Annotated in this window: 29 protein-coding genes; 20 read left to right on the forward strand and 9 right to left on the reverse strand. The window is 39.3% G+C overall.

Annotation, left to right across the window (positions count from 1 at the left end):
• Window positions 1-392: 392 nt before the first annotated feature.
• From IV84_RS03060 to IV84_RS03070, 3 genes are read right to left on the reverse strand one after another with little or no spacing between them, the layout of a single operon-like run.
• A complete protein-coding gene (locus IV84_RS03060; RefSeq protein ID WP_056986088.1) occupies window positions 393-1,271 on the reverse strand; it encodes a LysR family transcriptional regulator in 879 nt (292 codons plus the stop codon).
• Window positions 1,272-1,315: 44 nt separating this feature from the next.
• Window positions 1,316-1,720 carry a type II toxin-antitoxin system HicB family antitoxin gene (locus IV84_RS03065; RefSeq protein ID WP_046871936.1) on the reverse strand — a complete coding sequence of 135 codons (405 nt, stop codon included), beginning with the start codon at window positions 1,718-1,720 and terminating at the stop codon, window positions 1,316-1,318.
• Window positions 1,721-1,738: 18 nt separating this feature from the next.
• Entirely contained in the window at window positions 1,739-1,927 is a 189-nt protein-coding gene (locus IV84_RS03070; protein ID WP_046871937.1) for a PspC domain-containing protein, read from the reverse strand.
• A 260-nt stretch (window positions 1,928-2,187) separates the two neighbouring features.
• Between IV84_RS03070 and IV84_RS03075 the strand changes: the two genes are divergently transcribed.
• The 9 genes from IV84_RS03075 to rsmA all read left to right on the forward strand — a co-directional run bounded on the left by IV84_RS03075 (window position 2,188) and on the right by rsmA (window position 12,533).
• Window positions 2,188-3,816, forward strand: coding sequence for a malolactic enzyme (locus IV84_RS03075; RefSeq protein WP_056986089.1), 1,629 nt, complete (start codon window positions 2,188-2,190; stop codon window positions 3,814-3,816).
• A gap of 83 nt (window positions 3,817-3,899) precedes the next feature.
• Window positions 3,900-5,282, forward strand: coding sequence for a class II fumarate hydratase (locus tag IV84_RS03080; RefSeq protein ID WP_056986090.1), 1,383 nt, complete (start codon window positions 3,900-3,902; stop codon window positions 5,280-5,282).
• A 69-nt stretch (window positions 5,283-5,351) separates the two neighbouring features.
• Window positions 5,352-6,317 carry an AEC family transporter gene (locus IV84_RS03085; protein ID WP_046871940.1) on the forward strand — a complete coding sequence of 322 codons (966 nt, stop codon included), beginning with the start codon at window positions 5,352-5,354 and terminating at the stop codon, window positions 6,315-6,317.
• Window positions 6,318-6,799: 482 nt separating this feature from the next.
• Complete coding sequence (locus tag IV84_RS03090) at window positions 6,800-7,648, forward strand: DUF72 domain-containing protein (protein ID WP_046871941.1); 849 nt, start codon at window positions 6,800-6,802, stop codon at window positions 7,646-7,648.
• Between the two features lie 333 nt (window positions 7,649-7,981).
• Window positions 7,982-10,012, forward strand: coding sequence for a methionine--tRNA ligase (gene metG, locus IV84_RS03095; RefSeq protein WP_046871942.1), 2,031 nt, complete (start codon window positions 7,982-7,984; stop codon window positions 10,010-10,012).
• An 8-nt stretch (window positions 10,013-10,020) separates the two neighbouring features.
• On the forward strand, window positions 10,021-10,350 hold the full coding sequence (locus tag IV84_RS03100; RefSeq protein WP_141306237.1) for a hypothetical protein: 330 nt from the start codon (window positions 10,021-10,023) through the stop codon (window positions 10,348-10,350).
• Complete coding sequence (locus tag IV84_RS03105; protein ID WP_056986091.1) at window positions 10,320-11,105, forward strand: TatD family hydrolase; 786 nt, start codon at window positions 10,320-10,322, stop codon at window positions 11,103-11,105. The genes IV84_RS03100 and IV84_RS03105 overlap by 31 nt, the downstream gene beginning before the upstream one ends.
• Complete coding sequence (gene rnmV, locus IV84_RS03110; protein ID WP_046871945.1) at window positions 11,092-11,643, forward strand: ribonuclease M5; 552 nt, start codon at window positions 11,092-11,094, stop codon at window positions 11,641-11,643. The genes IV84_RS03105 and rnmV overlap by 14 nt, the downstream gene beginning before the upstream one ends.
• A gap of 14 nt (window positions 11,644-11,657) precedes the next feature.
• On the forward strand, window positions 11,658-12,533 hold the full coding sequence (gene rsmA / locus IV84_RS03115; protein ID WP_046871946.1) for a 16S rRNA (adenine(1518)-N(6)/adenine(1519)-N(6))-dimethyltransferase RsmA: 876 nt from the start codon (window positions 11,658-11,660) through the stop codon (window positions 12,531-12,533).
• 344 nt (window positions 12,534-12,877) lie between these two features.
• Here the strand turns inward: rsmA and IV84_RS03120 are convergent, their stop codons facing one another.
• Window positions 12,878-13,438 carry a TetR/AcrR family transcriptional regulator gene (locus IV84_RS03120; RefSeq protein WP_056986092.1) on the reverse strand — a complete coding sequence of 187 codons (561 nt, stop codon included), beginning with the start codon at window positions 13,436-13,438 and terminating at the stop codon, window positions 12,878-12,880.
• Between the two features lie 179 nt (window positions 13,439-13,617).
• Between IV84_RS03120 and IV84_RS03125 the strand changes: the two genes are divergently transcribed.
• Together IV84_RS03125 and IV84_RS03130 are read left to right on the forward strand one after the other, a co-directional pair.
• A complete protein-coding gene (locus IV84_RS03125) occupies window positions 13,618-15,051 on the forward strand; it encodes an MDR family MFS transporter (protein WP_046871948.1) in 1,434 nt (477 codons plus the stop codon).
• Between the two features lie 5 nt (window positions 15,052-15,056).
• Window positions 15,057-15,803, forward strand: a complete 747-nt coding sequence (locus tag IV84_RS03130) for a DUF4811 domain-containing protein (protein ID WP_056986093.1) — start codon at window positions 15,057-15,059, stop codon at window positions 15,801-15,803.
• A gap of 71 nt (window positions 15,804-15,874) precedes the next feature.
• Here the strand turns inward: IV84_RS03130 and IV84_RS03135 are convergent, their stop codons facing one another.
• Both IV84_RS03135 and IV84_RS03140 read right to left on the reverse strand, forming a co-directional pair.
• A complete protein-coding gene (locus IV84_RS03135; RefSeq protein ID WP_046871950.1) occupies window positions 15,875-16,186 on the reverse strand; it encodes a DUF2316 family protein in 312 nt (103 codons plus the stop codon).
• 18 nt (window positions 16,187-16,204) lie between these two features.
• Entirely contained in the window at window positions 16,205-17,206 is a 1,002-nt protein-coding gene (locus IV84_RS03140; protein ID WP_046871951.1) for an amidohydrolase family protein, read from the reverse strand.
• 297 nt (window positions 17,207-17,503) lie between these two features.
• On the opposite strand from IV84_RS03140, the gene IV84_RS03145 reads away from it, so the two are divergent.
• Window positions 17,504-17,743 (forward strand): Veg family protein, encoded by a 240-nt coding sequence (locus IV84_RS03145; protein ID WP_046871952.1) that lies wholly within the window; start codon window positions 17,504-17,506, stop codon window positions 17,741-17,743.
• 250 nt (window positions 17,744-17,993) lie between these two features.
• The gene (gene ispE / locus IV84_RS03150) at window positions 17,994-18,848 is read left to right on the forward strand and encodes a 4-(cytidine 5'-diphospho)-2-C-methyl-D-erythritol kinase (protein WP_056986094.1); all 855 of its coding nucleotides are present in this window, start codon (window positions 17,994-17,996) and stop codon (window positions 18,846-18,848) included.
• 38 nt (window positions 18,849-18,886) lie between these two features.
• Here ispE and IV84_RS03155 read toward each other — a convergent pair whose 3' ends face one another.
• The 3 genes from IV84_RS03155 to trhA form a co-directional block, all read right to left on the reverse strand.
• Complete coding sequence (locus IV84_RS03155; protein ID WP_046871954.1) at window positions 18,887-19,081, reverse strand: hypothetical protein; 195 nt, start codon at window positions 19,079-19,081, stop codon at window positions 18,887-18,889.
• 126 nt (window positions 19,082-19,207) lie between these two features.
• Entirely contained in the window at window positions 19,208-19,456 is a 249-nt protein-coding gene (locus tag IV84_RS03160) for a hypothetical protein (RefSeq protein ID WP_046871955.1), read from the reverse strand.
• Window positions 19,457-19,494: 38 nt separating this feature from the next.
• Window positions 19,495-20,157: a PAQR family membrane homeostasis protein TrhA gene (gene trhA, locus IV84_RS03165; RefSeq protein WP_046871956.1), complete on the reverse strand. Its 663-nt coding sequence runs from the start codon at window positions 20,155-20,157 to the stop codon at window positions 19,495-19,497.
• Window positions 20,158-20,377: 220 nt separating this feature from the next.
• On the opposite strand from trhA, the gene IV84_RS03170 reads away from it, so the two are divergent.
• The 7 genes from IV84_RS03170 to IV84_RS03200 all read left to right on the forward strand — a co-directional run bounded on the left by IV84_RS03170 (window position 20,378) and on the right by IV84_RS03200 (window position 25,459).
• Window positions 20,378-20,890, forward strand: a complete 513-nt coding sequence (locus IV84_RS03170; protein WP_046871957.1) for a TetR/AcrR family transcriptional regulator — start codon at window positions 20,378-20,380, stop codon at window positions 20,888-20,890.
• Between the two features lie 205 nt (window positions 20,891-21,095).
• The gene (locus IV84_RS03175; protein WP_046872318.1) at window positions 21,096-21,581 is read left to right on the forward strand and encodes a DUF2798 domain-containing protein; all 486 of its coding nucleotides are present in this window, start codon (window positions 21,096-21,098) and stop codon (window positions 21,579-21,581) included.
• A gap of 171 nt (window positions 21,582-21,752) precedes the next feature.
• Entirely contained in the window at window positions 21,753-22,325 is a 573-nt protein-coding gene (locus tag IV84_RS03180) for a histidine phosphatase family protein (protein ID WP_046872317.1), read from the forward strand.
• Between the two features lie 87 nt (window positions 22,326-22,412).
• On the forward strand, window positions 22,413-22,877 hold the full coding sequence (locus IV84_RS03185) for a universal stress protein (protein WP_046872316.1): 465 nt from the start codon (window positions 22,413-22,415) through the stop codon (window positions 22,875-22,877).
• 113 nt (window positions 22,878-22,990) lie between these two features.
• Window positions 22,991-23,227, forward strand: a complete 237-nt coding sequence (locus IV84_RS03190) for a hypothetical protein (protein WP_046872315.1) — start codon at window positions 22,991-22,993, stop codon at window positions 23,225-23,227.
• 163 nt (window positions 23,228-23,390) lie between these two features.
• Window positions 23,391-23,840 (forward strand): universal stress protein, encoded by a 450-nt coding sequence (locus tag IV84_RS03195; protein ID WP_046872314.1) that lies wholly within the window; start codon window positions 23,391-23,393, stop codon window positions 23,838-23,840.
• Between the two features lie 83 nt (window positions 23,841-23,923).
• A complete protein-coding gene (locus IV84_RS03200; protein WP_056986095.1) occupies window positions 23,924-25,459 on the forward strand; it encodes a multicopper oxidase family protein in 1,536 nt (511 codons plus the stop codon).
• Window positions 25,460-25,562 lie beyond the last annotated feature (103 nt).

Raw genomic sequence — 25,562 nt, forward strand, 5'->3', positions numbered from 1 at the left:
ACGCCTCCGAACTGGGGAAGTCGTTGTCTTTCGATAGTTCGTATGAACGTTGCCATAACAACCTTTGTGTTAAACATAATTAGTTTCAAAACTCGAATCAGTCTGGAAGCAATGGGCTCAGTAGTGTCGTTTTTCTTAACGATTTATCGTTTAGATAAAGGCCGAGCTTAGAGATGTGAATTTCAGCTCTAAGTCGTGCCCACTACGTTCCAGCCCGAATTTCTGGAAGACGAAATCTAAGCTAATTTAATTGTTGTTAACTCTTTTGTACCGAGTAATTAGGTGGAATTTCGTATTTCCACGTTTACATAAAAACTTAAAAATAAAAAAATAAGAGATTGAGAAAAGTGTTTTTTTCTCAGTCTCTTATTTTTGTGGAAGTTTAAGTTAAGCTAATTTTTGATGTCCAAACAGATATCCACAACTTTTTGTTGCACGGGCGAAAGAATGTGGTTAGTTCTGTAAGCTAAACTCATATAAAATTCAGGTTGGGGATCATCAAGCAGGTTTAACTGCACAACGTTGGGATTGGTAACGGCGGATTCTGCAAGGAAGCTAATGCCGACATTTTTCTCAACCATCCCTTGAATGACCTGTGGATCCTCACTTTGATAGGTAATTTTGGGGCGGAAATGATTGGCATGACTCAGCTGTTTTAAAGCTTCCGAATGAACGAAACTGCTCCCAAAAGTAATGAAGTTTAAATCTTGTAAATCACGAAACCAAACATCAGATTGGCTAGCCAAGGGGTTATCCTTACCAACAATAATTTTAAAATTAGTTTTCGCAAACGTCTGACTGAACAAGCGCGCCGAATCAAAGGGCTGAATTGAACCGACCAAGGCCATGTCTAACGTCCCATTTAAAAGGAGCTTCAATAATTCAGCGGATCCGCGCTCGACTGGAATAATCTGGGTCAACAAATCTTGTTTTGCGAGTTCAGCGGCAATTTGCGGGAAATAGGACTGACTAATTACTGGTGGCAAGCCCAAGACAATTTTGCCGGTGTTAATGTTTTGAATTTCATTTTTGGCAACCCTAACTTGGTTCAAAATAATACCAGTATGTTCAGCAAGTTGTTGGCCACTTAAGGTAGTTGTCAATCTATGCTGGCTGGCATCACGCACAAACAGCTGGGTGTTTAACTCAGTTTCCAGACGTTTAATTGCAGTACTAATGGTTGGTTGGCTAACCTTAAATTTGGCTGCCACCCGCGAGAAATTCCGTTCTTGGAACATTGCCTGAAAATACTCAAAATCCTTAATATTCATTAGTTGCCTCAGTCTGGTTAATTTTTAAAATGACTCGAATTTTATTAAACGCCCAACTTTTCTTTTAAGGCAGTTGTCATCGTTTCTGAAAAGTTAATCGCTTGTTCACGGCCTAATTCGTTTAGATAACTGGGAATGGTGATCGTCTTTTTTACGGTTCGGTTGTCCGAGAGTTTTCGATATTTTGCGAGATCAATATCTACATAGGTGACGATTGTATGTTCGGGATGTTTAATATCAAAACTGGGTTCAGGGATGGAAAGGCCCGCATCTTGACGGGCCACACCTTCTTCGGATAAGGCATCTCGCGCCATTTCGATTGCTTCTGATAACGTTGCTCCGCTGGTATCACTATCGAAATCTACGATATGGGCTAGATAAAGGTCAGGTTTATCGCGATTAATAATTACCGGATAAGCCGCTCTAAAATTTTTATATTGTTTTTGCATGATTAGCTTTTCCCTCACTCACTTGTTTTTTTCTGGCATTACATTTGCTGCCACAATGTACAAAATGATACATGGAAAAAATCCAGGAATTGAAATTGCCGCGTAAATTATCCGTAACAACGCCTTATCAACACCCAAGTATTCCGCAAAGCCGCCAATGACACCCGAAATTACCTTGTCTGATGATTTTGTTAATTTTTTATTCATGATATTCCTCTTTTCCGTTATTCATAAATTTTCCTCTAAGTTTACAAAACTTTCTTGATACTTTTATTATAACTTTTTGGACTATTAAATCCCATTAAAAAGTGCTAAAAATAGGACACCAGATAATCCCTTGAAAACACAGAGTTTCTGGAACCAGTTATTACCTTTTTTAATACTTTCTTAAACGTTTGACTATAGTTTTTTTGACCGCGTATACTGGCGCTGTTGATTAGAAAAGAAAGTAATTGGAGGCTATAAATATGGCAAAAAGTCCAGTAGAAATTTTGAACGATCCATTTTTAAATAAGGGGACCGCATTTACAAAAGAAGAGCGTCAATCACTTGGTTTGGTTGGGTTATTACCACCTTACGTCCAAACATTAGATGAACAAGCTGCGCAAACGTATGCGCAAGTCGAATCAAAAACAAGTAGTTTAGAAAAACGAATTTTCTTAATGGAAATCTTTAATGAAAATCGCGTATTATTCTATAAATTATTTAGCCAGCACGTAGTTGAATTCATGCCAATCGTGTATGATCCAACCATTGCCGACACAATTGAAAACTATAGTGAGCTGTTTGTTCAGCCCCAAAATGCAACATTCTTATCAATTGATGATCCAGACAGCATGAAGGATTCTTTGAAAAACGCTGCTGATGGTCGCGATATTCGTTTGATCGTGGTCACAGATGCGGAAGGAATTCTAGGAATTGGTGACTGGGGCACAAATGGTGTCGACATCTCTGTTGGAAAACTAATGGTTTATACAGCGGCTGCCGGAATCGATCCTAGCCAGGTTATGCCAGTTGCTTTAGATACTGGAACAAATAATCAAGATTTGTTAAAAGATCCAATGTACCTTGGCAATCGTCACGAACGCGTAACTGGTGATCGTTACTACAAATTTGTGGATCAGTTTGTAAACACGGCTGAAGATCTTTTTCCAAAACTTTATCTCCATTTTGAAGATTTTGGTCGGGATAATGCTGCTAATATCTTAAATACGTACAAAGACAAAATCACGACATTTAATGATGACATCCAGGGAACTGGAATTATTGTTTTGGCTGGGATTTTGGGTGCTTTGAATATTTCTAAACAAAAAATGACGGATCAAGTTTATCTTTCATTTGGTGCTGGAACTGCTGGCGCTGGAATCACGAAACGGATTTATGATGAATTCTTGCAACAAGGCTTATCTGCAGATGAAGCAAAGAAACACTTCTATTTGGTTGATAAACAAGGCTTGTTGTTTGATGATGACAAGACGTTGACACCAGAACAAAAGCCATTTGCACGTTCTCGTTCTGAATTTGCCAATGCCGATGATTTAACAACTTTAGAAGCGGCTGTAAAGGCAATTCACCCAACGATTTTGGTGGGAACTTCAACTCAACCAGGAACGTTCACAGAATCAATTGTGAAAGAAATGGCTGCTCATACTGACCGCCCAATTATTTTCCCGTTATCAAATCCAACTAAATTAGCAGAAGCTAAAGCTGAAGATTTGATTAAATGGTCTGATGGGAAGGCTTTAGTAGCAACAGGAATTCCAGCAGATGACGTTGAATACAATGGCGTCACTTACCAAATTGGTCAGGCTAACAATGCGTTAGTTTATCCCGGTTTAGGATTAGGTGTGATTGCTTCCACTGCTAAAGTTTTAAATGATGAAATGATTTCAAAGGCTGCCCATTCATTAGGTGGAATTGTGGATGGTAACAAGGCTGGTGCTGCTGTATTACCACCAGTTTCAAAGCTCGATCAATTCTCATACACGGTGGCAAAGGCTGCAGCGCAGAGTGCGGTTGATCAAAAATTGAATCAGGAACCAATTTCAGATGTTGATAAGGCAATTACCGATATGAAGTGGGAACCAAAGTATTAGGATGTTTTCGAAAGTGAGTAAGAGATAGTACATGAGCTATTTTATGGCTGGCAACCTAGAATAGGATGTGGGAGGCTACAATCATGTCAGATTATCGGATAGAGGAAGATGCTTTAGGACCAGTCAAAATCCCAGCGGATGCGCTGTGGGGCGCACAAACTCAAAGAAGTTTACAAAACTTTTCTACCGGCGAAAAAATGCCACTGGTGCTAATTAAAGTCATGCTTCAATTAAAAAAAGCGGCGGCACTAGCTAACCAAGATGAGAAAGCAATTTCTGCAGAAAAGGCCAGTTTAATCGTTGCGGCAGTTAATCAATTGCTTAGTTTAGATGATGTTCAATTAAGAAAAGATTTTCCATTGGTTGTTTACCAAACTGGCTCAGGCACACAAACTAACATGAATGTGAACGAGGTTGTGGCCAATGTGGCCAAGAAGCTTAATTCGAAAGTTGAGATTTTACCAAATGATGATGTTAATCATAGTCAGAGTTCGAATGACATTTTTCCAACGGCCATGAATATTACCGCAGCCCTTGCTGTTGAAAAATTGGAAGTTGCAGTACAGCATCTGATTGACAAATTGGACGAAAAGCAAAAAGAATTTTGGCGAGTGGTAAAAATTGGTCGAACTCATTTACAGGATGCAACGCCCATAACTTTTGGCCAAGAAATTAGTGGTTGGAAGAGTACATTAGAACATGATCTCGGCTACTTGAAAGAATTGAACGGCACGCTGAATGAACTAGCGGTTGGTGGGACAGCGGTTGGCACCGGATTAAATGCGGTTCCTCACTTTGCAGAAACAATTGCTCAAAAAATGAGTGACATTTATGGAATTAAATTTACGGCCGATTCAAATAAGTTTTATGAATTGGCTGCTCACTCTGGGTTAAACGTTGTTCACGGGGCTATGAAAACTTTAGCAAGTGATTTAATAAAAATTGCTAATGATGTGCGTTTCTTAGCTAGTGGACCACGTGCCGGCTATGGCGAAATAAACATTCCTGCCAATGAACCAGGATCCTCAATTATGCCTGGAAAAGTTAATCCAACTCAGGCTGAAGCAATCACAATGGCTGCGGTTAGGGTAATTGGCAATGATGTCGTAATTTCGCTTTCTGCCAGTCAAGGAAATTTTGAAATGAACGTCTACAAACCAGTTATCATCAGTACTTTTCTTGAATCTGCCGAACTTTTAACCGGAACAATCAGTAATTTTACTGATTTAATGATTGCTGGTTTGACTGTTAATCAAGACCGCATGAAAGAACTGGTTGATCGATCCTTGATGATTGTGACTGCCCTATCTCCACACATTGGATATCATGCCAGTGCTAAGATTGCACAACAAGCTCAAAAAGATGGCGTTACTTTACATCAGGCCGCAATTCAGTCTGGAAAAGTCACGAATGCCCAGTATGATCAGTGGGTTGATCCGATGAAAATGACTGGAATTGACGGTTAATAAAAATAAGTTATCTATGTTTTAAAAAATTTAAGTTTTAAAAAATTATCGAGTGGAAGAAGGATTATCATGGCTTTTATAACTTCTGTTGAAAGTGTTGTCACAATTCTGTTGATGATGGCGTTAGGTTATGCGCTTCGTCGAATGGGTTGGTTTGATGATAACTTTAGTGGCAGTATTTCCAAACTAATTATGAATGTTGCTCTACCTGCTTCAATTTTTGTAGCAATTATGAAATATTTAACGTTGCCAAAATTAATCAGTTTATCTAGTGGATTAGTTTATTCATTTGGTGGGGTAATTATTGGGTATATCATTGCCTGGTTGGCGGTTAAGGTTTTAAAGATTCGTCCAGGTCGACGCGGAATCTTTATGAATACCGTTGTTAATGCCAATACTATTTTTATTGGCTTACCTTTGAACATTGCGCTCTTTGGATCCGTAAGTTTACCTTACTTCTTGGTTTACTACGTTACCAATACCGTTTCTACTTGGGCATTTGGGGTGTTCTTAATTTCAAATGATGATCCAACTAAGAAGAAGGGTGAAAAGAGTTCCGGTAACTTTAACTGGAAGAAATTATTGCCACCCCCATTGCTAGGGTTCTTGGTTGCTTTAGTATGGTTGATTTTGAACTTACCAGTTCCAGCATGGGCTAACAATACGTTGACTTACGTTGGTAATCTGGTTACACCACTATCCTTGATCTACATTGGGATTGTGTTAGCAGATGCTGGTTTAAAGAGTATCAATTTTGATAGAGATACAATTTTTGCCTTGCTCGGTCGTTTTGTCTTGTCACCAGTTGTGATTACTTTATTGATCATGCTTGGGGCAAAAATGGGCCATGTAATTCCAAAAATGGAAATGCAAACCTTGATTGTGCAAGCTGCTGCGCCCGCATTGGCCGTTATGCCAATTTTGGCAAATGAGTCGCATGGTGACGTGAAGTTTGCGACCAACTTAGTCACAACCAGTACGATTCTCTTCATTGTGGTTGTGCCGATTGTCATGACTTTGATTCAGTTTATTTAATAGTAGATAAAATAGTTTATCAAATGGGTGATTTTTTGGTAAACTATTTTTTGCTAAAGCTAAATTCATGAGTTATAATGAATTTACAAAGAAGTGGGAAACAAAAATCACACCAAAGGCCTTAACTATGTGGAGTAGTTAAGGCCTTTTTTTACACTTATTTGCGTTTAAAATTTAGCTTCGGCCAAAATTTAAACCAAGCGGGTGGGTCGACGTTGCCTAGAAGTAGTCTTACTTCTGGTCATATCTATTCAACCAGTAGACAAATAACGAATTTAGGATCGCTACCAGAAGTGATGTTAAGAACGTGGGCAACAAAATTCACACCTCCGACCCATTGCAGAATTTGCTTTGAATCAGTAGGCAACTATTTTAGTATACAGAAAATAAAATAAAATCCTACAAGAATATTTGGCTAATGTTTGCGTAGAGAAACTGTGATAGACTAGGCGTAAACAATCGATAAATTGAGGCAAAGAGAATTGATTACAATTGGTTTAACAACGTGGACTGACCATCCCACATTAATTGAAAATGAAGATCGTAAAGTTACGCTGCAAGAATATGCAGGCTTTTTTCCAGTGGTCGAAGTGGATACCTCATTTTATGGAATTCCAAAACTGAGTACAATCGCTAACTGGCAAAAATCGGTTCCAGAAAAATTTCAATTTATTTTGAAGGCCAATCAATTGATGACGTTGCATGATGGCGTGAGTGCTAATGATTATCTAAGTGACGATCATCGATTAGCATTTACAGAGTTTCGCAAAATGGTCCGGCCATTAGTTGAGGCGCAACAACTTAAAACGATCTTGTTCCAGTTTCCACCGTATTTTAATTGTGAAACAGCTAATATTCGCTACTTATGGGATATCCGCGAACTGATGGGCGATTTACCAATTTCTGTAGAGTTTCGTAATCGCAGTTGGTATGATCCAGCGGTCCAAGAAGAAACGATGCTGTATCTGAAAAAATTGGAAATGAGTCATGTAAGTGTGGACGAACCGAGTTCAGTTCCAAACGGCGTTCCGTTGATTAAAACGGTAACTAATTCTCATTTGGCAGTTTTACGATTACATGGTAAAAATGCTGAAGGTTGGGCCAAACAAGGACAAAACTGGCGGAAAACACGTACTTTGTATCGTTATTCCGAAACTGAGCTGCAAAATTTTGCGACCCTTGTGCGCCAAATGCAGGGAAAAGCGGATGAAGTTTGTGTTATTTTTAATAATAATAGTGGCCATGACGCTGCAGATAATGCGTTGCGTTTGAAAAAAATTCTAAATATTAGTTTTAACGGTTTAGGTCCCTTACAACTTGATCTATTTTAAGACCCAAATCAGAACGAAACGGGCTTGGCCACGCGTTTCTTTGTGATATACTTAAAGTTAAAATAACTCAAATATAAATTTAATAAAGCTAGAGTGCTGCAAAAGGCGAATAGCTTCCGAGCATTAGCCTAGGGAACCGAATGATTTGGGTTTAGAATCGTTTGGTTGCCGTAGCTACTACTCCGCAAGTGTAGATGATTTTCGTTCCAAAAATCTTTCATGCTTCGGACGTTGGCCATTCTTGTGGCCGAAAATCAGACCGCAAGAACATGGCAAGCGGAGGTAGCTGCCTTTTAAAGCACGTTTCAGCATAAACTAGGAAGGAAATCTCATATGGCAGATAAACCCACTTACTATATAACGACACCAATTTATTATCCATCTGGAAAATTACACATTGGAAATTCATATACAACCATTGCTTGCGACGCGGAGGCTCGTTTTCAGCGTTTGGAAGGCAAAGACGTTTTCTTTCTAACCGGAACTGACGAACATGGTTTGAAAATCGAACAAAAAGCCGAAGAATTAGGAACAACTCCCCAGGCTTATGTGGATGACATGGCAGTTGGGATTAAAAAGCTTTGGAAACTTTTGGATATTTCCAATACGAAGTTTATTCGGACAACTGACGATTATCACGAAAAGGCTGTTCAGAAGATTTTTCAAAAATTGGAAGACAGTGGCGACATTTATTTAGGCGAGTATGAAGGCTGGTATTCAGTCTCAGATGAAGAATACTTTACCGAAACTCAGTTAGCTGAAGTGTATCATGATGCCGATGGTAATGTGACCGGTGGCAAGGCACCATCTGGGCATGAAGTTCAAAAGGTTAAAGAAGAATCGTACTTTTTCAAAATGAGTAAGTACGCTGATTGGCTGCTCCAGTATTATAAAGAGCATCCTGATTTTATTGAACCAGCAAGTCGGATGAACGAAATGATCAATAACTTCATTAAACCTGGTTTGGAAGACTTAGCCGTTTCCCGAACAACCTTTAATTGGGGTGTTAAAGTAAAGAACAATCCTAAACATGTCGTTTATGTATGGATTGATGCTTTAACAAACTATATTACGGCACTAGGGTATGGTAGTGATGATCATAGGAACTTTGATAAATACTGGCCAGCTGATGTGCACATGGTTGGTAAGGAGATCGTTCGTTTCCATACAATTTATTGGCCAATTTTATTACATGCCTTAGGCTTACCTTTACCTAAGCATGTGGTTGCCCACGGTTGGTTGCTAATGAAAGACGGTAAAATGTCGAAGTCAAAGGGTAACGTTATTTATCCAGAAACCTTGGTTAACCGTTATGGACTAGATGCGCTACGCTATTATTTGTTAAAGGCCATGCCTTATGGAAATGACGGAGTATTCACACCAGAAGATTTTGTCGACAAAATTAATTATGATCTGGCCAATGATTTAGGTAATCTCCTAAATCGGACGGTCGCAATGATTAACAAATACGAGGATGGGGTAATTCCAACCTTTAAACCTGGCGTGACAGAATTCGATGAGGATCTTGAAAATACAGCTGCCACAGTTGTGACAAATTATCGTGAATTAATGAATTCACTTCATTTTTCTGATGCGCTTTCTGAAGTTTGGAAGTTAGTGAGTCGTTCTAATAAATATATCGATGAGACCCAGCCTTGGGTTTTAGCTAAGAGTACCGATGAGGCTGATCAAGCTAAATCGGCGAGTGTCATGAACCATTTGGCAGAGAGCTTACGGTTACTAGCCCACTTACTCCAACCCGTTTTAACGCAAGCACCCGGTAAGATTCTGGGTCAATTAGGCTTATCTGCACAAACTGTTAGTTTAGATGAGCTTCATTTTGGAACCATTCCTGCAGGCACAAAAGTTGTGGCTAAGGGAACACCAATTTTTCCTCGTTTAGATGCTAAAGAAGAAGTGGCCTTTATTAAGGCGCAAATGACCAAAACAGATAAGAAAAAGGGCCGTGCAGCAATGGAAGCCGCCAAAAAGGCCGTGCAAACTGCTGACGAACCTGAATTGAAGTCAACAAAAAAGCCGATTCGGATTGAAGCCTTTGATAAAATTGAATTAAAAGTAGCCGAAATTAAGTCCGTCGACCATGTTAAAGGTGCTGACAAACTGCTTAAATTTAAATTGGACGCTGGCGATGGAAGTGATCGCCAAATTCTTTCGGGAATTGCGGAATATTATCCAGATCCAAGTGTCTTAGTAGGTAAAAAGGTAGTGATTGTTGCTAACCTTAAACCACGTAAGATGCGCGGCGAGATTAGCCAAGGCATGTTATTGTCAGCAGAACACGATGGCCATATTCAAGTGGTTGAGGTACCAAACAGCCTCGTGAATGGCTCTGGAGTGGAATAAATAAGAGAGTGTCCTCAAAAGGCGATTGCGACTTGTACTTGCCGATCTTTGGCTTAGTACAATCGACATCGACACGAAAGTTAGCAGCTTCTGAGCATACTGACGTTGTCCATAGAACTAAAGTTGCTAAAGCAACAAGTTCTCATGGCAGCCTAGATAAGCGAATGATTCGGGTTTGGAATCGTTTGATTATCGTAGCTAAGCAGAAGAAGCTGCCTTTTGAGGCACGTTTCAGAAATGATAAAACTAACTCAAGACTAACCGTTTTCCCAGATGTCTTGAGTTATTTTAGTAAATTGGAGGAAGCATGCAATTATTTGATTCACATACACATTTAAATGATGCAGCCTTTTTAGGACAAGAGGCCAGCTACGTTGAGCACGCCCATAAGTTAGGCGTTCAGAAAATGGCCATGGTTGGGTCAAACGCCCAACTAAATGCAGATGCGATTATGTTAGCCCATAAATATGCCGGGCTTTACGCAGTAGTTGGTTGGCATCCAGAAGATTCCAAAGACTTTCATGAACCTCAAGCTGAAATTTTGAAAGAACAATTAAATGATCCCAAGGTTGTTGCTTTAGGCGAAATTGGTTTGGACTATTATGAAACAAAATCACCACGAAAAATTCAGCGACGGGTGTTCGAGGAACAATTGGCGATTGCAAGCGAGCTAAATGTGCCAGTTGCCATTCATAATCGGGATGCGTTTGAAGATACGTATGCTGTTTTAAAAAATGCGCATGTTGAAAACTTTGGTGGCGTGATGCATAGTTTTAATGGTTCCCCAGAGTGGTTGGAAAAATTCCTGAATCTCGGCATGCACATCTCGTATAGTGGGGTGGCTAGTTTTAAGTCTGCCAAGGATGTGCACGCATCTGTGCAATCCACACCACTAAATCGGATTATGGCCGAAACGGATGCTCCTTACTTGGCACCAATGCCTTTCCGAGGCAAGCAAAATGAGCCTGCCTATACGCTTTATGTGGTGGAAGCCTTGGCCCGTTTACGGGATGAAGATCCCAATGTGATCGGAAAAGCAACGTATGAAAATGCCAAAGAATTTTATAGGATAACTGACGATGAAAAAAATTAAAGAAGTAATTGTAGTTGAAGGCAAGGATGACACGGTCCGGATTAATAAAGCTGTAAATGCGGATACGATTGAGACCCGTGGATCTGCTATTTCGGAGCAGACAATCGATCAAATTCGCCGTTTGCAAGAAGAACGGGGTGTGATTGTATTTACTGATCCGGATTTTTCTGGCGAAAAAATCCGTAAGACCATTTCTGCGGCTGTCCCTGATGTTAAACATGCTTTTTTGGCCCGAAAAGATGCGGTTCCCAGCAAGAAGGGGAGTTTAGGGGTTGAACATGCGACGCCCCAGGCTATTCGTGATGCGTTGGATAAAGTGTACACGGAAGTTTCAGACGCACCGCAGACAATCACACGTACGGATCTGTTGGATGCCAATTTGATTGCGGGGCAACATGCAAAACAACGACGCATGGAACTGTGTGAAATTTTGAATATCGGCTACGTAAATGGTAAACAACTTTTAAAGAGGTTACAGTTGTTTCAGATTAGTGATGAAGATTTTCAGGATGCAGTTTCTAAATTGGGACAAGAGTAGAGGAAGGACAACCGATGACAGAAGAAATAGATATTGCTGATCCAATTAGGACGCGCGGAATTTTAGAACGTTACGGATTAAATGCCAAGAAAAGTCTTGGACAAAACTTTTTAACTCATCCACAAATTTTGAAAGACATTGTGGCTGCTGCTGAAATTACTGAAGCTGATGATGTTATTGAAGTGGGCCCTGGGATTGGAGCTTTGACGGAACAGCTAGCTCGGCATGCTCACCATGTGTTGGCGTTTGAAATTGACGAAAATTTATTGAACGTTTTGGATGAAACGTTGGCACCTTATAAAAATATTACCATCATTAATGATGATATTTTGCAGGTGGATTTACCAAAAGTTGTGTCTGAGGAGTTAGATGGTGAACACACCCTTAAAGTTGTGGCCAACTTGCCTTATTACATCACGACACCAATTTTGAAGGGCTTATTGCGTAGTCCGTTGGAACTGGAACAGATTGTGGTCATGATGCAAAAAGAAGTTGCCGAGCGGTTGAATGCAGTACCCGGTACAAAGGCTTATGGATCATTGAGTGTTGCAGTTCAACTAGAAATGAATGTCAGTGTTGAGTTTGAGGTGTCAAGAAAGGTATTTGTGCCTCAACCAAAAGTTGATTCTGCAATTGTGAAATTGACGCATCGTGAACCAAGAGAAGTGCAACCATATTCAAAGGATGCATTTTACAAAACGGTACGAGGCTGTTTTACTCACCGTCGAAAGACTTTGTGGAATAACCTTGTGGGAATGCATGGTAAGGATGATGACACAAAGGCGAAGTTAGAAGCTGTGTTAGCAAAACTAGAAATCAAGCCAGGCATTAGGCCGGAGCGGTTGACGGTGGATGATTTTATTAGGTTGACGAATGAATTAAGTGAGTGAGACAAAATGGTAAGAGTAAAGAAATAGGCGTGCCGTATGCGGGATCGCAATCCCGCGGGAGGCATGCCTATTTCTTTACTCTTACCATTTTGTCGAGCTGTCCTAAGGCTCAGCGGAAAGCAGCAGACCAAGATAGGACGATGCGGGATCGCAATTCCGCGGGAGTCATGCTTGTGATTCACTTTTTGACTTGTCGAGCTGTCCTAAAGTAGTGAACGAAACAAGCCGTTAAAAGATAAAAAAATAAACAAGGTGGAAACGGGATCGCATCTCATTTCATCTTGTTTATTTTTTCTCTGACTTGTGAAGTTGTCCTCAGGCCCAGCAGAAAAATTTTCCATAAGTTAATCAAACGTAATCTGGTCAATTGCTAACTGCATAGTTTGTTCAAATCGTTGATCGAGGTCTTCAGAATTTAAACTAAAAAATCCGCCAATTTCTTGTACGATAAAGCCAAATAATGTGGATCGGTAAAGAGTTGATTCTACTTTACCAGGATCATCATTTAAATGAAGGGGATCAAACAGTTTTCGATATAAGTTAATCAATGCTTGGTGCGTTTTAGTGGTTTTAGATAGCATGTTTGGATTGAGTAAAAGGGGAGCCATTCCGGGATGTTGTAGGCAAGCCTGTCGGAATTCATGTGCAAAAACAGTTAGCGCTTCAGGGCCAGCTACACCGATAAGTTGTTGAGTTAATTGTTCGGAAACTTCCTGAACAAATTGAAGACCAACCTGATCGAGAAGATCCTCTAAACCCGAAGCATAATTGTAAATTGATTGTGGGCGCACATTCAAGGCTGTTGCTAAGTCATGAATTGTGAGCCCATTGAGTCCCTTTTGTTCAATGAGATGTTCGGCTGTTTCTAAAACTTTTTCGCGAGAAAGGGTTCTTTTTTTTACCATTAGTAATCACCTGTTTTTCCTATTATAGCGCGGTTAGTTTGCCTTATAAACTTGTTGAATTTATTTTAACACAAAACAAATGATTAAAAACAGTTTATTTTCTGATAGAATCAGTTTATAATGAATTCTTGTAAACTTATACTATCAGTTTGCAAGAAAAATAAATCGAGGTTTTATTCATGGACAATAATGGGAAGGCTTATAACAAATTTTTACTAATGCTAACGTTGCTGCTGGGGACATTTTGTACATCCCTAACGACTAATATGCTGGTTACAGCGTATCCAACTTTAATGAACCGATTCTCAATTTCAAGTGCCACGGTTCAATGGCTAACCACGGGGCCTTTGCTCGTGATGGGAATTATGATTCCAGTAAGTGCTTGGCTGCTAAACAATTTCAGTCTAAGAATTATTTATTTAACTGCGCTGGGATTTTTCTTTGGTGGTTTGTTGATTAGTTACACTGCAGGTAATTTCGGTCTAATTTTGACCGGTCGATTAATTCAAGCAATTGGCGTTGGAATAACTTTTCCAACAATTCAAACGGTTCTTTTAGTGATTTTTCCACCAGAGAAACGTGGATCGATGATGGGGTTAGGCGGAATTGTAATTGGATTAGCACCAGCTCTTGGCCCAACAGTTGCAGGCTTTATCTTAGATAATTACAGTTGGCGAGATTTGTTTGGTCTCATGTTGATTCCAGTGGGGATTGCAATCGTCATGACAATTGCGTTTGTCCGTCCTGTAATTGAAGTTAAAAAGTCCAAAATTGATGTTTGGGCAATGATGCTTTCCACAATTGGTTTTGGGGCCCTTCTTTATGGACTCTCATCAGTTGGTTCTGATGGTTGGACATCCAGGATTGTCATCACAAGTATTGTGGTGGGATTAATCTTTATCGGTGCTTTTGTCCGACGTGAATGGCCCCAAAAAGAACCATTCTTAAATGTTAGACTGTTAACAATTCCTTCTTTCACTGTGGCATCAATGATTACAGCACTATCGAACACCACAATGATTGGCATTCAGGTTGTCTTGCCAATGTATCTTCAAAACGTGCGCGGAATGAGTCCTTTACATTCTGGATTAATGATTCTTCCAGGCGCTTTGATTTATGGTGTCGTCAGTCTTATTAGTGGTCATCTTTATGACCAAATGGGTGGTCGGCGTTTAGCCCTTGTTGGAACTTTCTTACTTACCATTGCCACGGTACCATTTGCGATGTTGACACGCCAAACGTCATATAGCTTTATTATTTGTGAATATACAGTTTTGATGATTGGTGTTGCTCTGGTTACGATGCCACTGACAGCTGCAAGTTCTGTGGATTTAAAAGGGATTCAATTAAGTCACGGAACTGCGGTTAACAGTACAATGCGTCAGGTAATGACTTCAATGGGAACAGCAATTTTGGGCAGTGTCTTGGCAAATGTTATGTCAAACAGTAATCCAGCCCATTCTTTACTGCAATCAGCACCCTTGGTCTATCGTAATCAATCCTATATTGCCGCAATGCACGGATTTCGAGCAGCTTTTTTAGTGGCCACTGTTTTTGGAATCATTGACTTTATCTTTGCTTGTTTTGTAAAGAATGAAAAGAAAGGGGCCTAACCAACATGATTTTAGTAAGTCTATTTGTAGGCGTCATTTGTTTTATTATTGGATTGCTACTATTGAAAGCGACTTGGCAACAATTGTTAGTCGGTGGGATTGGTTTTGTCCTGTTAGTTGGTTCGGCGGCTTTAATGATTGGAAATGATACGAATCATTGGGGAATGCACAAAGTAACTTATGAAAAAAAAGAAAACATTTCTTCATTAATGACTGATAAACGAATGCCCTTGTTAGTATATGAACCGATCAGAAAATCAGATTCTGAAAAAGTGTACATTTATCGACATTTAAATTCAACCAAAGATATGCATACGCAAGCTAGTTTAAAAACTAAGAATCGGGTTGAACAGCGTGGTACGAAGGCTACGTTAAAGACAACCACGACATACTGGAAAATGAATGCCGGTTTCTGGAAGTTTTGGTTTGCCGGGGTTACCTCACAAAGGCGTTTCAGTAGCCGTGAAAATAAGTTCACAATTTCCAATAATTGGCACATTTTAAGTCGAAATCAGGCAGAGTGGCTCTCAAAAACAGCAACTGCCAAAGAAAAGGCTGGGAGATCTGAGATTAAAACGGTAATTACTCAAAATGTAGAAAAGGCGGTTAGGGCTGATCCAACAATGTCTAAAAAAGATCAACAAGTGCTTGAACAAAGGGTTAAATCTCAAGTCGAAGCTCAAGCGAAGCAAAAAGCAACTGCAGAATTACAACAACTTGTCACCGAAGCTAAGCAACAATCGGTTCATTAAGCTAAACAGACAAAAAACACGATTACCGAATAACCAATCATTCGATAATCGTGTTTTAATTCACAATAAATTTAATTATCACCAGGGGTCATTTGTTGTGCATCAATGGCTCTCGTATCTAAGAACCAGTATTGGTGCCAATCACCAAGTAAAGCGGTGTATGAAACAGGAGTCTTACCCTGTTCTTCAACTTTTTCATTTAAATAATTTCGCAAAATCCACGGATCAGAAAGTGATTGTTGGGTAAGGGTGAACAAGTGATCCAGCTTTTCCAAACTGATATTAAGGTCGCTAGCAACTTGTTCCTTGGTTAAACCAGAAAGTTCAAAGTTTTCCTTGAGTTCCTTGCGCGTATTTTTCATTTGAGTTGGATTTAAAGACATTTTAAGTTTCCTCCTATATTAAAGTTTGAGTAATTTCTCTGCGTTACCGTGGGCAAAGAGCTCACGTTGTTCATCGGTTAAAGCAGAGTTTTCCGTCAAGAAAGTTTTGCCATTCTTAGGTTGTTTGTAAGGATAGTCTAGGGAATACATGATGTGTTCAGGTCCCATTTCATCTAAAATAAATTTGAGTTGAGGTTCGCTCAGCATCCCACTTGGTGTGAGCCAAACGTTATGACGGTAGTATTCAGAAAATGGTTTTTTCAGACCTGAATAATTTGTGAGTTCATCATCTAAGCGTTCCAAGAACATGGGAATCATTTCGCCCCAATGACCGGAAATTAGTTTTAAGTTAGGTAATTTGTCAAAGATCCCAGACCAAATCATGCGCATGACTTGAATACCGACGTCCATGTGCCAACCAAAACCAGCACTAGAGGCAATTCCAGTCACCACATCAGACCATTCACCGTTACCAAAGTAGTGATCGGTAATGTTTTGCGGGATGAATGAGGGATGGAAGTAAACCGGCACATCCAAATCACTTGCCATTTTGAAAATTGGGAAGAAAAATGGATCATCAAAGAATTTATGATCAAAGTTGCCCTTTAAAAGCACCCCTTTGAAATTCAACTTTTCAACGGCTCGCTTTAATTCCGCCGCTGCGGCTTGCGGATCACCAACTGGCAATACTGCTAAGGCAGCAAATCGATCTGGATGACCTTTTACAACTTTTGCGAGCTCATCATTGGCGAGTTTGCAAAGCCGGACCGAAACTTTTGGATCCAAATTTTGCGGTTGCGAGTTACCATAAGAGAGAACTTGCATATCAACGCCATATTTATTCATAAATTTTAGGCGATTATCGACATCCTGCATATCGGCAGGAGTAGGTAGAGAAGTTTGCATGTAATTTTGCATATCTTTACTTAAATCTGGTAAAGTTGGCTTACCAATGGCCTTATTAATTTCATCGGTCAGTAATTTTGATTCAATATGCTCTTCAAGCGTAATAACTTTCATTTTAAAGTGCTCCTTTCGTTATGAGGATTGATATCCTTCATACAGTAGATATTATAAAGAGCCGTGACCTTGAATGAAAGCATTTTGCAAGACACTTATCCATGAAATGTCTCATAAAAATGAAACAGAATTTGGACTAGAAATCAGAAAAGTGAAAGCGGTAAAACAAAAATGGATTTTTTGATAAAAATTCGGGTTAATTTCAAAACTAGCTGTTGCGAGGCATTGACCATTGTGGTATAATTTGCAATTTTTGTGAAACTATGCTATAATGTTTCACATGGGAAGGTGAAGCCAATGCCAAATACACTAGCCACAATTAAGTCAGATTTAGATACCAAAGTTGGAGAAGAAATGATGGTTGTTGCGCAAGCAGGTCGTAAGAAGATTACGAAACGTCATGGAATTCTTCATAAAACGTATCCAGCAGTTTTTGTTGTTGATTTGGATCAAGAGGAAAATTCTTTTGAGCGCGTATCTTATAGCTATACTGATATCCTTACCAAAAACATCGAGATTGCATTCGGAGAAGAATAAAAATAATTGGGCCTTGAAGGTCTTTTTATTTTGCCAAAAATTTGACATATATTGAAAAGCTAACTACATTGGTTAGCTTTTTTAGAAATAACTCCATTTGGTTTGATGACCGGTGAAAAATGTGAATTATAGTTTTGTGAAATTTGTCTTTTATTAAGAATTCTGGTCGTAGCGTAACTCACGCTGGTACTTTGCCCAGTTTTTAAGTATAATTGTGATAAAATACTGGATTATCAAACTAGGTGATTGAATGGAGACAACAGAAAAGGCCCCAGCCAAACTCAATTTGTTTTTGGATACACCTTATAATCACTCGGATGGGCTCCAGGAATGGCGGATGGTTATGACATCAGTCGACTTGGCTGATTATGTGAAGATTGAAACAAAGCCTGGTAAACGCGCAATTAACGTGCATACCGATACAGGCTTTTTGCCTAATGATAGTCGCAATCTTGCCTACCAGGCTGCCAAGCTACTTCAACAGGAGTTTCACGTGCAGGCAGGGGCTAAAATTCGGATCAAAAAAAACATTCCAGTTGCGGCTGGAATGGGCGGTGGCTCTTCGGATGCTGCCGCGGTGTTACGCGGATTGAATAATTTGTGGAATTTAAAAATTTCGCAAGAAAAGTTAGCCAAACTAGGCTTACAAATTGATTCGGATGTGCCGTATTGCGTCTATAGTCAAACGGCGTATGTATATGGAAAAGGTGAAAAGATTCAACTTTTACGGCAATTGCCAGCGATGTATATTGTGATTGCTAAACCCAGATTGAGTGTTTCAACACCTAAAATATTACGGCAGATTGATCATAAGAATTTGGACCATTTAAAAATTGACGGCATTTTAGAGGGAATTAGACAAAATGATTTTGCCAAGATTTGTGCCAATGTGGGCAACGTCTTGGAACCAGTGACAGGTCAACTACATCCGCAAATTATTCAACTAAAAGATCGTATGCTCCGTTATGGTGCTGAGGCGGCTCAGATGAGCGGGACAGGACCAACGGTGTTCGGCATTTGCCATAAAGAGAGTCGCGCACAACATTTAGTGAATAGTTTAAAGGGATTTTGTCCTGAGGTGTATCTAGTGAGACCCTTAAATTAAAAACAGAGAGTCACCAATTTTGGTGGTCTCTCTATTTTTTAAAGTAATGCAGCAATGCCCAGGCCAACAAGTATCAAGCCAAAAAATGCGCTGTACCAAAGGGCGTACGGCATGAATACCGATGAGCTAGAAGTCATCTTTACGCGTAACGTCTTCCAGCTAGTAAACACGTTGTAAAACTGAAACAAACCAATTAAAACAGCTACAGTACCAATTAAGATACGAGTAATCATTATAATCGCCTTCCATCAAATTTACGAAACCTAACCATTGGTTCTTATAGGGTGGCTCTGCATTACAACTGAATTATATCATCGAATATTAGTATAAGCAAACGCTTAAAACTATTTAAATGATGCTTAATAAAAATCTTTAAACATTAAGAATAACAAAACGGTCCCCAGTAAAACGACCAGTAACATTAGTAAAACATTGCGGTGGCTATAGTGTTTTGATAAATACATAGAACCGCCAGCCAAGCTAAGGCTGATGGCGATCAAGCCGAAGACTAACGGGATTGGAAAACCAAATTTGATCAGAAAATAGGCCATTATAGCGTAACCGAAAAGATATTGAACAAGCAAAAATTTATTATTTGGGCGTTTCATTTGTTGCCTCCATGTGTCTCTTGTAGACACGTACTACCTTAAATATACAACAAAATGGAGAAGTACATGAGCATGGCGCCTATCAAAACCAGAATGTGCCACCAAACGTGGACATATTTAACGTGAGGAATGTTATAAATTAAGCCACCCAATGAAAAAGCAATGCCACCAGCGATTAAAAGCATGAGTCCTGTGAATCCCAAACTCTGGTAGAGTTCTTTGGCACCAACTAAGCATAACCAGCCCATTAATACATAGATCAGCGTTTCGATTTTTTTAAACTTGCCAACTGCGAAAAATTGAAAAGTGATTCCGCCAATTGCCAGGGCCCAAATTACCACACAAAGGCTGATACCTAGCCAACCACGGATCGCCAACAAACAATAAGGTGTGTAAGTTCCGGCAATTAAAAGATTAATACTGCTATGATCGAAAATTTGGAAGACATGACTAGCTCTTGTGAAATATAGGCTATGAAACATAGTAGATGAGAAAAAAAGAACTAACAAACTACCGCCATAAATCGCGTAAGCAACTAGATCAAGTGGTTTACCAAGTCTAATTGCCTTGGTAAGTAATAGAATCGTACCGATAATGCTTAAAATAAAACCAATTCCATGTGTAATTGCGCTCCAAATTTCATTTAGTAATTGAGCGTGCTTATTGGACAAGACCTGTTTATTTGTTGAAGATGATTTCATCGAGCATCCTCCCTTTCAACTAGACATTATATACTAATCACCTAGTATTTAAAACTAGATGATATAAAAAACGGCTAATTACGTAAACTACAAGGAAAATGGTATGATACTAGCAAGAATGAATTTAGGAATGTTTATTTAAAAATGATTGGTACTTTTGAAAGAGACTGCCTTCTTTTGGGCATGCTGGCAAAGGGATAGATAGTAAAGAGGGAAAATCATGGCAAAACGTGTTGACACCAAACAAAAAATCGTGATGGCGTTGTTCGAATTAATGCGGACGCGTTCTGTCGATGAAGTGACAGTTAGCGATATCTGTAAACAAGCATCAGTTTCAAGGATGTCTTATTACCGAAGCTTCAAATCAAAACAACAAATTCTAGAATATCAATTTGATGAAGTATTTCAAGAATTCTTCAGTTATTTGGAAGTAATGAATAATCATGACTTAACGGCGTTTTTAGATGCATTTTTTACGATTATTCGTCGTCACCAAGGAACTGTTAGTGTGCTTATTCAAGCGAATTTGACACCCATTATTTTAGACAAGCTGCAGTTTTACATTACCGATCTTATTGATAAGGATGTTTTAAGACTTCGTGAACGAACTTCAAAAATGTGGATTGCCTTTGTAGCTGGAGGTCTGACGCAAATGATTGTGCGATGGGATAAAGACGAGATGGCTGAGTCAAATGAAGAAATGGTTATGATTGCGCGAAAGTTCTTGAGATAGCAGGGATGCATTGAAATATAATTTCAATATTTAAATTTGTTTCAGAAAACCTTTGAAATTTTCAATCCTTGTCTGGTATACTGAACGATAGAGAGCTCATACTGCGTATAATTGATCAGCGTATGTTTTTTTAAAAAACATGCGCTGATTTTTTGTATTTTTTTATAGATAAATGCTATCAGTTGAAAAATAGGAGGAAGCATACATGTTATTTAGGATGAGGTTACCACAGAATAAGAAAGAAACGGCTTTATTTATGTTTTTAGTCTCTGCAATTTCGGTAAATATTATTGCACCAGTGATTACGGGGTTTGAAATTGGATTTAGTTGGCAAACATGGCATCAGGTTTTAACCATTATTCCATTTATGTGGATAATGGTTTTAGTCATAGTGATTCTTACGCAACGGCCAGCTGGTTGGTTGACAAGTAAAATTGTTGATCCAAAAGATAGTTTTGCATCTCACATGGTTATTAATGGGCTGTGTTCAGTTTTATTGATTTCAATTTTTATGACAGTTTTGGGGACTTGGATTGGTAGTCAACAAATTAGTTGGACGCCAATTCAACAATTTTTTGTGAAATGGCCGCGTAATTTCGCAATTGCATTGGCAGTGGAATTATTGCTTGCTCAACCGATTGCTCGTCAGGTCATGCAAGTTATTCATAAGCAACAAAAGTTGATGGCATAAGGTTTAGTTACGGCGCCAACAAATGTTTTTGTAATAAACTTGTTTTGAAATTTTCGTAGGCATCTAACTTGGTCTTGAATTCTCAGTAAATGTCTGTTTGACTTAACATATAACCAGTAATCATAGCGGTTTCATTTTAAATTAATTTTAAATTAAAAGAGGTTCAAAAAGATGGCTAAGACACTTTATTTAATGCGTCACGGAGAAACGTTATTTAATGTACGTAGGAAAATTCAGGGATGGTGTGATTCACCACTTACTCAAAAGGGCATTGATCAGGCCAAAGTGGCGGGTCAATACTTTAGCAAACTACCGATTGATCATGCCTATAGTTCCACATCTGAGCGGTGTTGTGACACAATTGAGATTATCCTCAAGAATCGGATCCCTTATCAACGCGTTAAGGGGTTAAAGGAAATGAATTTTGGAGTTTTTGAAGGTGAAAGTGAAGATCTTAATCCCAAACGCGAAGAATATGAAACATTCTTTGTGCCTTATGGTGGCGAAGTGGCCAGTGCAGTTGGTAAACGGATGTTAAAAACGTTGACGGATATAATGGAAAAGCCAGATCATCAAAATGTGCTGGCTGTTTCACATAATGGGGCCTGCGTTGACTTCCTTAAGGCCTTGCAAGTAACTACCAAAGATTTGAAGAATGGGTTTCCTAATGGTAGTGTGCTTAAATTTGAATATCAGGATCATCAGTTTAAGTTACTGGAAGTTGTGCGTTTCAATAAAGACTAAATTAGGTATTTTTTCTTAAATGGTAGCGCTATAGCCTCATATTGACTATAATCAACTTAATAGATAAAAGTATGAGAGGTATACCCGATGCAATATAAAAAAATTTTAGTTCCCGTAGATGGATCAAAAAATGGTGAATTGGCGGTGACCAAGGCAGTATTCACTGCGAAGCGCAATCACGCCCATTTGGACATTGTTTCGATTATTCAAACCAGCCGTTTTTTGGACGTTTATGGGCACATGGGATCAAACACAGACTACTTAGATATTACCTATCGGAGAACTCAAGAGTATGTTGAAATGCTGCGAGATGCCATTAAAGAAAAGTATGATTTTGATGATGTTTCGATTTCCGTAGAATCTGGGAATGCTGGAAAGATTATTGCGGAGTTGATGCCGCAACAATTTGGTAGTGATTTGATTATGATGGGAGCTACTGGGATGAGTGCCTTACAAAGGACCATGATCGGTTCTGTGGCTGATTATGTCGTGCGTGTGGCAACTTGTGATGTTTTGTTGGTTCGAACCGATTTGAATAATAAACGACAGTAAAATATGGTTGCGAGGCTTTTATCTTAAGGATTGGTAACCTTGTTTTTGTAAATATTGGTATTTTAAACAGGGTATGATAGGATATAGCATAAAGCCGAAAGGGAGTTTATTAATTGAAACAATTTGAGTTTAAAGTATCTTATGAGAATGGGCGCGTTGTGACTTTTTATCTTAAATATGAGGATCTTGAGGCTGCTGAAGAAGCACTTTTAGCTCACATGTCCTCAGCCTCAACGATTAAGATTACCGAAAAAGGATTGGTTGGCATGTTGTCATTTCGCGGCGCAGTCAGTTATTTGATTACGGAAAAAGATCGCCCAGCCGACGTTGAAGCAATTACTTGGGAATAAAGATAGATTAAGATACGTGAATTAATCAAATCATTTAGAAAACTTCAGGAAAAATGAGGTTTTCTTTTTTTGTAAAAAATATGTAAGCCCTTTAGTCGTTGAACAGGCAATTAAATGTTAAAATTAGGTTGTAAAAACTATCAAATTACTGGGGGAATTTAAAATGAGTGAAAGCCACTTTGATCCAAAACATTTTTCGAAGATTTTAGTTGGGGTTGACGATTCTCCAGACGCACAATTGGCGTTTCGATTCGCGATGAACCGGGCTAAACAAGATAATGCCGAACTAGATATTGTTTCTATTCTGGAAGAGGATGAAATTAATATTTATCAGGCTTTAAACAAAGATTATATTCAAAACAAACGCGATGACCTTGAAAAGCATTTGCAGGGGTATCGCAAGGTTGCCGAGGAATTTGGCATTAAAAAAGTAGAAACATACACTGCTGAAGGGGATGCCGGCGAAACGATTGTCAAAGACGTGATTCCACATGTTGAGCCAGATTTATTAGTAATTGGTTCTTCTTCTAGATCGGGAGTTGCACGATACTTTGGTAGTCAGGCATCTTATATGGCTAAGTATTCGCCAGTTTCAGTTTTAGTGATTCGCTAAACTAACGGGTAACTTGAAATTAAGTACGTGGCAAGTTAGAATGATTCTAGAAACAAATAATTCAAAAAGAAGGCTTGAAAGTAATGGCAAAGCAAGTTTATGACGATTATTTTTTTGATGAACCAGCATGGAATACGCATGATGGTGGGTATGTACCGCTTGAAGAATCCACGGCACCTCAACAAAAGCTTCGAGTTCCAGCTGTTCTAGAACCCGACAAAGAAACGGATACGGATATGTACTACACCGTAATCGCTGAAGAGGGTGAAACACAATTGCTGCCTGGGCCAAAGACGAAGACCTGGGGATACAATGGAGCCTTGCTTGGGAAGACAATTATTTTTAAGCGCGGTAAAAAAATTCATATCACGTTAAAAAATAATCTTCATGAGCTGACTACCTTTCATTGGCATGGTCTAAACGTTCCTGGTCCTTATATCGATGGTGGTTGTCATGCGCCCGTTTATCCTGGTGAATCTAGTGATATTGAATTTGTGTGCAACCAACCTGCTGCAACGTTGTGGCTTCATGCCCATCCATGTCCATCAACTGCTCAGCAAGTTTGGCACGGACTTGCCACCCCGGTTGTCATGACCGATGATGTCGAAGCTAAATTACCATTACCACGAAACTATGGCGTTGATGATTTTCCAATTGTTTTGCAAGATCGGACTTTCCACGAAAATAATCAGTGGGACTACAAGGCAGACTATGATCCCGATGGTGTTCAAGGGAAAACGGCCATGATTAATGGCACAATTAATCCTTATATCGATGTGACCACCCAACGAATTCGTTTACGTGTGTTGGATGGTGCTAACCGACGTGAATTCCGTTTGCACTTTAATGATGGCTTGGAATTTGCCCAAGTTGCTTCAGATGGCGGGATTCTGCCCAAACCAGTGTACTTCAAAAAAGTGATGATTACCTGTGCAGAACGTGATGAATCTATCGTTAACTTTGCTGGGTATCATGATGGGGATGAAGTAGCGTTGATGTCAGATGATGTACCGCTAGTTCGTTTTCGTATTCATGCATTTGCAAAGGATGACACTAAATTACCTGATCGTTTGATTGCTGATCCTGAATTACCAGTTACACCAGGGACCGATGTTCGTCATGTGGTGATGTCTGGGATGGACGAAGAAGTAGAAATTGACGGTAAGAAATTCAATATGCAACGAATTGATGCCCGCCAAAAAGTTGGCGACGTTGTGGTTTGGGACATTACCAACACTAATGATAAAGTGGGTGGTATGATCCATCCTTTCCATATTCACGGGACGCAATTCTTGGTGGTTTCCCGAAACGGCCATGCCCCTTATGCAAACGAGCATGGGTGGAAGGATACTGTTAGTGTTAATCCAGATGAACATGTGCAAATTAAGGTGCGATTCGAATATACCGGTGTTTACATGTATCACTGTCATATTATTGAACACGAAGACGGCGGCATGATGGCTCAGATTGAGTCGTATGATCCAGAGCATCCAAAGACGTATAAATTAATGGATATGGATACTTTGATGAATGCCTTTGCTAAGGAAAACAACATTGAACCCAAAGATTTGTGGCTTGGTGGCATGGGATCCTATGAAAAAATGGGTATGAAGATGTAAAAGGTACCTCTAGACTATCTTTAATATTTTAAAAAGGGAACATCATATTTTAAATTGATCATTAACATGATCGGTTCTAGAATATGGTGTTTTTTGCACAAAA

This window comes from Pediococcus damnosus (assembly GCF_001437255.1).
Classification (GTDB): Bacteria; Bacillota; Bacilli; order Lactobacillales; family Lactobacillaceae; genus Pediococcus; species Pediococcus damnosus.